Annotated in this window: 6 protein-coding genes and 1 pseudogene; 5 read left to right on the top strand and 2 right to left on the bottom strand. The window is 61.9% G+C overall.

Going from position 1 to position 8162, the window contains the following annotated elements:
- From JNL55_RS34480 to JNL55_RS34470, 3 genes are all read left to right on the top strand, one after another.
- On the top strand, nt 1-345 hold a 345-nt coding region (locus JNL55_RS34480), incomplete at its 5' end, for a M20/M25/M40 family metallo-hydrolase (protein ID WP_322111071.1).
- 248 nt (nt 346-593) lie between these two features.
- On the top strand, nt 594-3563 hold the full coding sequence (locus tag JNL55_RS34475; protein ID WP_293865582.1) for a TonB-dependent receptor plug domain-containing protein: 2970 nt from the start codon (nt 594-596) through the stop codon (nt 3561-3563).
- Nucleotides 3564-3589: 26 nt separating this feature from the next.
- A complete protein-coding gene (locus JNL55_RS34470) occupies nt 3590-4351 on the top strand; it encodes a GntR family transcriptional regulator (RefSeq protein ID WP_293865579.1) in 762 nt (253 codons plus the stop codon).
- Between the two features lie 15 nt (nt 4352-4366).
- Here the strand turns inward: JNL55_RS34470 and JNL55_RS34465 are convergent, their stop codons facing one another.
- Together JNL55_RS34465 and JNL55_RS34460 are read right to left on the bottom strand one after the other, a co-directional pair.
- The gene (locus JNL55_RS34465; RefSeq protein ID WP_293865576.1) at nt 4367-4906 is read right to left on the bottom strand and encodes a cytochrome b; all 540 of its coding nucleotides are present in this window, start codon (nt 4904-4906) and stop codon (nt 4367-4369) included.
- Nucleotides 4907-4915: 9 nt separating this feature from the next.
- Entirely contained in the window at nt 4916-6268 is a 1353-nt protein-coding gene (locus tag JNL55_RS34460; protein WP_293865573.1) for an MFS transporter, read from the bottom strand.
- Between the two features lie 196 nt (nt 6269-6464).
- On the opposite strand from JNL55_RS34460, the gene JNL55_RS34455 reads away from it, so the two are divergent.
- Both JNL55_RS34455 and JNL55_RS37270 read left to right on the top strand, forming a co-directional pair.
- The gene (locus tag JNL55_RS34455; protein ID WP_415923220.1) at nt 6465-7919 is read left to right on the top strand and encodes a 2-hydroxymuconic semialdehyde dehydrogenase; all 1455 of its coding nucleotides are present in this window, start codon (nt 6465-6467) and stop codon (nt 7917-7919) included.
- Nucleotides 7900-8162: pseudogene (locus JNL55_RS37270) on the top strand (2-keto-4-pentenoate hydratase); the annotation flags it as partial. The gene JNL55_RS34455 and the pseudogene JNL55_RS37270, both read left to right, overlap by 20 nt.

Genomic DNA, 8162 nt, shown 5'->3' with positions numbered 1-8162 from the left:
AAAACTTACGGAGCCACGGCGGCCGTCAATTTCAGGCAGCAGGCGTACGTCACAGGTAGCGACCCGAAGACGCTCGAGTCCATCATGCCGGCGCTAAAAGAGGCGGCGGGCGCTGCGGGTGTCGATACGTCGGCGCCATTGCGAGGCGCGGCGGAAGATTTCTCGTTCTTCGAACGTGAGATCCCCGGGGTGTACTACATCATCGGCTCGACGCGGGACTTCAAGGACAAAGCTTCGACCCCGGCGAATCATTCGCCGCGCTTCGATATCGATGAGCGAGTGCTCGCCATCGGCGTGCGCGCGCAGGTGCTGACGGCGCTTCAATTTTTACGCTCCAAGCCGTAGGCTGCGCGGCCGGTCCGCCGGTCGTCCTGCGCAAGTTTGGAGCGACTATTTCGAAATACGGGCGGCGATAGTGCGACCGCCCCGAGCGTATTGGCGGCGTTCATAGCCTTACCTGCAAGCCATATCGCTAAAGTTCCCCGCCCAAGTCTAATTATTTCGAAAATCCATTGACGAGCCCCGGGCCGCGCGCCTAGTCTTCAGTGCCATGAGCCGCGCAAGCGGCAGACACAAAGAGATTGGGGAGCGTCATGTTGAGACATGCCAAATTTGGCCCGCTGTCGCGAGCCGCCGCCGTTTCCTTCACTGCTCTGCTGGCCGCGCCGGTGCTGGCTCAGGACGCGAGCCCCGAATCGCTCGAGGAAATCGTCGTCACCGGAACAAACATTCGCGGTGCCGTCCCCATCGGTAACGCCATTCAAACCGTCGGCGCCGAAGAAATTGCCGAGAGCGGCAAGGCCACCGTGGCTGAACTGCTCCGCGAACTGCCGGTGAACTTCGCTGGCGGTGTGGCGCAAGCAGACAACAATCGCGGCGGTCAGGACACCTCGTCGGCCGGCTCGAATCTCACTGGCGGCTCGGGTGTGAATTTGCGCGGCTTGGGCGCGCTGTCCACTCTAGTGCTGGTCGATGGCCGCCGTGTGGCGACCTCGGGTCAGTTCGGTGACTTCGTCGACGTAGCAAACATTCCGGCGGCGGCCATCGAGCGCATCGAAATCCTGCAGGATGGTGCCTCGGCCGTGTACGGCTCCGACGCCGTCGGCGGCGTGGTCAACTTCATCCTGAAGCGCAACGTCGAAGGTCTGCAAACACTGGCGCGCTTCGGCACGCTCACCGAAGGTGGCGGCGATGAGTTCCAGGCCAGTGCCGTGTGGGGCCATGCTTGGGACAGCGGTCGCGTCACGCTCGGTTATGAATTCAACGATCGTGGGCGCGTCAGCGCAGCCGATCGCGATCTGACCGGCGATCTTTCTTCGCGCGGTGGCGTCAACTGGCCGCGTTACACCACGCGCGTCGGCACCGCTGCAAACATTTTCACTGCGGCCAGCGCGGCCTTTAACGGCAACGTTGCCTACACGGTGCCGCAAGGTGCGGGCACTGGTTTGACCGTGGGTCAGCTCACTCCGACCACCGGTGGCTTTGGCAACTCCTCCAATCCATGGGCCGGTTGGGACATCCTGCCGGAGATGCAGCGTCACAGCCTGTTCGTGACGTTCGATCAAGACATCACCGACGGCATCAGCACGCACGGTAGCGCACGTTACACGCGGCGCGAAGGTAACTATCACACCGGCTACGTCGATATTTACAGCGCGGTCCCGACCACGAACCCGAACTACATCGCCGGCACGACCAACGCATTCAGTGTGCTGGTCGACGACGTGCTCACCCAGCGTGATGTGCAGGTCGATAGCTACGGTGCCGACCTGGGCGTGACGTTCGATATCGGCGGCGACTGGCAGCTCGATGTCACGGGTTCGTACAGCCGTGAGAAACAGGGCCGCAAGTCGATGTTGGAGCGCGATGCGAACATCGACGACTTCATTACCGGCGCCGGCGGCGGCCTCATTGCCGCGCCCAACTCGGTGACCTGTTCGTTGATGGGCCTGAACTCCAGCAACATCGGCGCGATTGCTTCGCCGACCGCAGCCCAAACGTTTTGCGCCGGCTTGAACTACGCCACCTACAATCCTTATTCCACCGAGCCGTTGTCACAGCAGGTGCTCAGCCAGCTGATCGGCTATGAGAATCTGGAATTCAACTCGTGGGTGAAGCAGGGCACGGTCAAGGTCGACGGCACGGTGGTCGATCTGCCCGGCGGCCCGCTGAAATTGGCGGTCGGCGTCGACTATCGCAAGGAATACATCGACGGCGAATTGGACTTCAATTATCGCAGCATCAATCCGGTGAACCTGCCTTACGGCGCCACCGAGCGCGATGTGAAATCCGCCTACGCTGAATTCGCCATCCCCATTTTCGGCGATCGCAATTCCTTGCCCGGGCTGCGAGCGCTCGATCTGTCGCTGGCCGTGCGTCACGAAGATTCGCAGGGCCTCGGCGATTTCACGTCCACCGATCCCAAGTTCGGCTTGCGTTACAAGCCCATCGATAGCCTGACCTTGCGTGGCAGTTACGGCACCAGCTTCCATGCGCCGCCGATGCGCTTTGCTTACAACGGCGCGCAGCCGGTGCCGGGCGGCAATGCGATTTTCTACGCTAACTCGTTCTACACCGCGCCGTGTAACACCACGTTGGTTCAGCTCAACAGCACTGTGCCGAACGCGTCGGGTGCTTGTACGTTCACCGGCATGGTGGTGTCCGGCGGTGCCGGTCCCACGTTGAAGCCGGAAGAGGCGGACACCTGGACCGCCGGCCTCGAGTTCAAGCCGGAGAGCGTGCCGGGCCTGCTGTTGAGTGCCAACTACTTCAACATGCAGATCGACAATCGCCTGGTGCGCATCACGTCGGGCACGTTGGCCGGCATCCTGGCGAACTATTTCGCTACCGGCACCAGCCCGTACCTGAGCAATCTGGTGTTCAATCCGGACGATGCGTTGGTGGCGTCGCTGTTCGCCGATCCGCGCTTCATCGGCTTGTCCGGCCCGGGTACGACCCGCCAGCCGAGCGAAATCGCGGCCATCATCTATGCGACTCAGACCAACCTTGCCAGCCTGAAGATGGACGGCGTGGATCTGGGGGCCAGCTATGAGTTCGACACCGGCATCGGCGACTTCGAAGTGTTCGCCAACGGCACGTTGTTGCTGTCCTATGACATCCAAGGCACGCCGGGCGCCGCTTACCAGGACAAGCTGGGCAAGTACGAGAGCACCGGCAATCCGGTGAAGCTCAAGAGCAAGCAGGGCCTGTCCTATAAGCGCGGCCCGTTCAGCGCCATCGCCACGGTGAACTACACCGACAGCTACCAGTGCGTCAGCGGTTGTTACGTGCCGAACGCCTCCGGCGCACCGGTGCTGAACACCACGCCGATCAAGATCGACGAATGGATCACCCTGGATCTGCAGTTCAATTACCGCTTCGAGGGCGAGGGCTTGTTGAGCGGCGCCGGCGTCGGCCTGAGCGTGCTGAATGCCACCAACGAGGAGCCGCCGTTCATCGACACCGGCAGAATCGTGACGGGCAATGCGCCGGAGTCTTATGATGCGGCCAACGCCATCATCAGTGGCCGGGCCGTGGCTTTGACTCTGACCAAGAGTTTCTGAGCGCGGCGGGCCAATTCGAGGAGCGAATGAAGAGCGAAGCGGACAACGATAACACCACGGTCGCCAAGACCATCGCCGACCAGACCTACCAGCATATTCGCCGGGATATTATTTCCGGCGTATTGCCGCCGGGGACCAAGCTGGCGATGGAAATGCTGACCAAGCGTTACGACGTGGGCTTGAGCCCGCTGCGTGAGGCGTTGGTGAAGTTGACTGGCGACGCTTTGGCGGTGGCCGAGGGTCAGCGCGGCTTCTGGGTGTCGCAGATCTCGTTGGACGAGCTGCAGGACACGATGAACACGCGCCTGCTGATCGAGACCCAGGCGCTGTCATTGGCCATGGAAAAGGGCGGCCCGGACTGGGAGCGCTCGGTCAATCAAGCGTACGAGGAGCTGTCCTCGCTCGAGGATCATCTCAAGGAAGGCGACGCGGCTACTTTCGCTCGTTGGGAAAGCGCAAATCGCCGGTTCCACGAAGCGCTGGTGTCGGCGTGCGGCTCCAAATGGCTGATCCGGCTGCGGAGCATGCTGCACTATCACTCGGAGCGTTATCGGATGATTTCGCTGGCCGAGGCCAGCATCGAGCGTGACGTGCACGATGAGCATGAAGCCATCGTCGAAGCTGTGCTCGGCCGCAAGACGCTGCGCGCCTGCCGGCTCACTGAATTACATCTACAGCGCACCACCGAAGTCGTCCGCACCGCGCTGGAGCGCCGGGACGAGGAATTGCTGAGCAAATCCAAGAAGCGTGGCGGCAGCGGGCGCCGGGCTAACAAGCCGCAACCCTGATCTGCGTGGCCGGCGCTAGCGGCGCCGGCTCAGCATCGACTGCAGTACATCGTCTTTATCGATCAACCAATGTTTGATCGCGGCCAACACGTGACCGACGATGACGACCGCAGTGACCCAGGCCAGAGTACGGTGTGTCTCGCCGAGAAATGATTTCGCCGCCTCGTTCGGGGCGAGCAGGCGAGGTAGTTCGAACAGGCCGAGGAATTCAACCGGGCGGCCGCCGGAAGACGCCCAGGCCCAGCCGGTGAGCGGCATCGCGATCATCAACAGATACAGCAGCCAGTGCCCAGCGCCGGCGATAAAGCGAACCAAAGCACTACCTGAACTAAGCGGCGGCGGCGCATGCAACGCCCGCCAGACAAGCCGCACGACAACCAAAGCCAGCACGGCAATGGCCACCGACTTGTGAATATTGATCAGCAGTCGCTTGGGTGAGTCCGGCCCGCCGGGCGTCTCGCTGCCGATATAGCCGACGATCCAGACGGCGATGATGATCGCCGCCATCGACCAATGCAGTAGCTGCGCAGTTCGCGTGTACGCTCGGACAGGCACTCGAGCAACTCAGCGACGTAACAAGACGCGCAACACCAGCAGCGCCGCGCAAGCGAGCACCGCGGGCAGCGCGCTCAATAGAAACAACTTCTCGGTCGAGACCATGGCCGCCATCAGTAAGCCTCCGACCAGCGGTCCGACTATCGACCCGATGCGTCCGACGGCAAGTGCCGTTCCCAGGCCAGTCGCACGCGCCTGCGTGGGATAGATGCTCGCTGTCAGCGCATTCATCGCCGTCTGACCGCCAATCGTGCAGAAGCCGGCAACGAACACGCACGACATCAACACCACGACTTGCGAATCGACTTGTCCGATCAGCGCAGTGCTGACGCCAGCGACCACATAACCGACACATAGCACCGCGGCCGCATCCAACCGATCGATCAGCCGGCCGAGCACGATGCCGCCAATGGCGCCGCCCAAATTCAAGAACACCGACGCGGTGAGTGCCGACGTGATGCTGGAGCCGGCTTGCTGGAGCGCCAGTGGCAGCCAGCTCATCAGGAAATAAATCATCAGCAGGCTCATGAAGAACGTCACCCATAACAACAACGTCTTCATGGCGCGGCCATCGCGGAACAGCAGCAGCATGCTGAAGCCCTTCTCCGGTTGCTCCGGCAACACAAAGCGCTCGCCGGCGACGCGGGCTCGCTCTGGCGCGATTCGATCCAGCAATGCACCGATCTGCTGTTGCGGCCGGCCGGCAGCGACCATGAACTGCACCGACTCGGGCAAGCGCACGGCCAGCACGACCAACAAGATCAGCGGTATCACGCCGCCGAGAATGAACACCGACTGCCAGCCGAAAGCCGGAATGAGCACGGTGCTGAGCAACGCACCGATGGCTGCGCCGAGAGGGAAGCCGGCGAACATTACCGTGATCGCGGTGGCTCGCAGTCGCGCCGGCGAGAATTCAGCGGTGAGCGCGATGATGTTTGGCGTCGCTCCGCCCAGGCCGATGCCGGTGAGGAAACGAAGCGTCAACAGCATGTTCAGACTGGTGGCCTTGGCGGTCGCGAGGGTCAGAATCGCGAACAGCAAGGTGCAGCCGAGAATGACTTTGCGACGACCGATCTTGTCCGCGAGCGGGCCGGCAATGAATTGGCCGCACAGAATGCCAACCAGACCGGCGACGAAGATGGGGCCGAAACTGCTGGGCGCGACTTGCCAGGCATTGGCCAGTACTGGCGCTACGAAAGCAATCGATTGAGTATCGAAGCCGTCGAGCATGGCGACCAGGCCGCATAACACGATGCTGCCGATCTGGGCCGGGCCCAACGGTGCGGCATCGATGACGGCGGTAACGTCGACCGGGCGGCCGGTATGGGCGCCGGGCTCGGTGGTCTGGACAGCGGCATTCACCCGTAGTCTCCCCTGCGGTCACTTATATGTATGCGAATGACCCGCCCGGGCGGGCTAGGTCGGTAAAAATTCGATATTCGGACCCTGCCAGGGGTGGTTTCGGAAGTCAATGCCCGCATTCAGTCGTTGAAATATCGAAATTCTACCGTCACAATCCTGGCAACTTCCTCAAACCCGAGTACCCATGGCAGCCTCGATTTCGAGCCTGGCGCATTTCATCGACGGGGTCGCCGTGAGCGGCGGCCGGCAATTCGAGAATCGCAATCCAGCCACCAATCAATTGGTCAGCACCGTTGCTGAAGCCGATGCGGCTGTGGTCGATCGCGCCGTACAGGCTGCGCGCAAAGCGCTCAAAGGGCCGTGGGGCAAAATGACCGATGCCGAGCGTGCAGCCATCATGCGCAAAGTCGCCGAAGGCATCACGCGACGTTTCGATGAATTCGTCAAAGCGGAGATGCTCGATACCGGTAAGCCGTATCGCGACGTGAGTCATTTGGATATTCCGCGCGGCGCCGCCAACTTCACGGCGTTCGCCGATCAGATGCTGGCGCATGGCACCGAACTGTTTCGCAGCCCGACGCCGGACGGCAAGGGCGCATTGAATTATTCGATTCGCGTACCGCGTGGCGTGATCGCCGTCGTGTGTCCGTGGAATCTGCCGTTGTTGTTGATGACCTGGAAAGTCGCGCCTGCGTTAGCGAGTGGCAACACGGTCGTCGTCAAGCCGTCGGAAGAAACGCCGACGACCGCGACCCTGCTCGGCCAGGTCATGAACGAGGCCGGCGTGCCGCCCGGTGTTTATAACGTCGTGCACGGCTTCGGCCCGGACAGCGCCGGCGCGCACTTGGTGAATCATCCCGGTGTGGATGGCATCACGTTCACCGGCGAGACGCGCACTGGCACAGCGATCATGAAGTCGGCGGCTGAAGGCGTGCGGCCGGTGTCGCTCGAGCTTGGCGGCAAGAATGCTTCCATCGTGTTTGCCGATGCTGATCTGGATGTCGCCATCGAAGCCAGCACACGCGCCACGTTCTTGAATTGCGGCCAAGTATGTTTGGGCACCGAGCGCATCTATGTGCAGCGACCCATCTTCGATCAGTTCGTGACTCGGTTGAAAGCAGCGGCTGAGCTGCAGCGTAGTGGCGATCCCTTCGACAAGACCACTACGCTCGGTCCGCTGATCAGTCAGGAGCATCGGCGTAAAGTGCTGAGCTATTACGAGCGCGCCAAGGCCTCCGGCGCGACGGTCATCACCGGTGGCGGCGTTCCCGAGCTGCCGGGCGCGTTTGCTGAAGGTTCATGGATTCAGCCGACCATCTGGACCGGCCTGCCCGAGTCGCATCCGGTGTTGCGCGAGGAAATTTTCGGACCTTGCTGTCACATCTCGCCGTTCGATAGCGAAGACGAAGCGGTTGCGCTGGCCAATGACACGCCGTACGGTCTGGCGGGCTCGGTGTTCACACGCGATCTGTCGCGGGCACACCGGGTTGCGGGCCAGATCGAAGTGGGTATCTTGTGGATCAACTCGTGGTTCCTTCGCGATCTGCGCACTGCATTCGGCGGTGCCAAGCAGTCGGGCATCGGTCGCGAAGGTGGTGTTCACGGTTTGGAGTTCTACTCGGAGCTGCGCAATGTCTGCGTCAAACTCTGAAGCTGTCGTTGCCGCTCACGCGGCATTGAGCAAAGCGGCCAAGACGCGGACGCCTTGCGATCCGGTTCGGCCGCTCATCGAGTCGCTCGGCATCGCCGGTGCTTATGAAGTGCAGGCCCGCAGCACTGCCGAGGCGTTGGCGGCCGGCCGTCGCATCGTCGGAGCGAAAATCGGTCTCACGTCACAGGCCGTGCAAAAACAGCTCGGCGTCGATCAGCCCGACTTCGGCATGTTGTTCGACGA

This window comes from Steroidobacter sp. (genome assembly GCF_016790065.1).
Classification (GTDB): Bacteria; Pseudomonadota; Gammaproteobacteria; order Steroidobacterales; family Steroidobacteraceae; genus Steroidobacter.
Note: the sequence above shows the minus strand (reverse complement) of the source record. Positions and strands in the feature narration are given on the sequence as shown.